The organism is Streptomyces dysideae (assembly GCF_001514305.1).
GTDB lineage: Bacteria > Actinomycetota > Actinomycetes > Streptomycetales > Streptomycetaceae > Streptomyces > Streptomyces dysideae.
The window spans coordinates 1-720 of record NZ_KQ949156.1; the positions used below are offsets into that span (position 1 = coordinate 1).

Annotated in this window: 1 protein-coding gene and 1 pseudogene; one reads left to right on the forward strand and one right to left on the reverse strand. The window is 65.7% G+C overall.

Going from position 1 to position 720, the window contains the following annotated elements:
• The coding region (locus AQJ91_RS47820; RefSeq protein ID WP_159054840.1) for an HAD family hydrolase at positions 1-425 on the reverse strand (425 nt) is incomplete at its 3' end.
• A 104-nt stretch (positions 426-529) separates the two neighbouring features.
• Here AQJ91_RS47820 and AQJ91_RS57195 point away from each other — a divergent pair.
• Positions 530-720 (forward strand): annotated as a pseudogene (locus AQJ91_RS57195) (hypothetical protein); the annotation flags it as partial.

A 720-nucleotide genomic window follows, 5' to 3' on the forward strand; every position in this document is an offset into this window, starting at 1 on the left:
CTGATGACGACCTCGAACGGGGCCTTGAGGTTCTCCGCGAGGCGCACGGCGTGCGCGGTGTCGCTGTTCGTGATGATGACCAGAGGGACCTCCTCGGCCAGGCGGTTCAGCGCCTCGGTGACACCGGGGTACGGGCCCCAGGTGGGGATGCGGTCGTACACCGCCCGCGCCTCGTCCTCGTGGTACTCGAGACCGACGCTGCGCGAGGCGCGTTCCATGGAACGCGCGACGACCTGGTGGAATGGCTGGTACTCGCCCGTGCACTCGTCGATCCGGTACGCCTTGCAGATCCGCAGGTACTCATCGGCGACCTCGGCCGGCAGTCGGTCGCCCAGGACCTCACGCATCGTGTCGTTGATGCTGAACTTGATCAGCGTTCCGTTCATGTCGAACGTCACGAACTTGGGCTTGACATCGAATCCCACGAGTCCTCCTAGTGCTTCAGCGGAGCAGCCTGGGGCGCCCCGGTCGATTGTCGACCATCCGATGGTCGATTGTCGACCAAAGGGGGTCGACTGTCAACAACTTCATGGCCGGCCGGCGCTCCCTCGAACCGGGCCAGGTCGACGCGGTCGACGTGGCCGCCTGGTCCTCGGTGCTCCTCTCCGTCGTAGCCATGAGGCATGAGGAGTACGCGCTGGTGATCGTGGCGAACTCCGGCGACGCCCATGCCAAGCGCCTCGTGGAGAACCTCCGCGCCCCGTTCGAGGTCGTGATCAC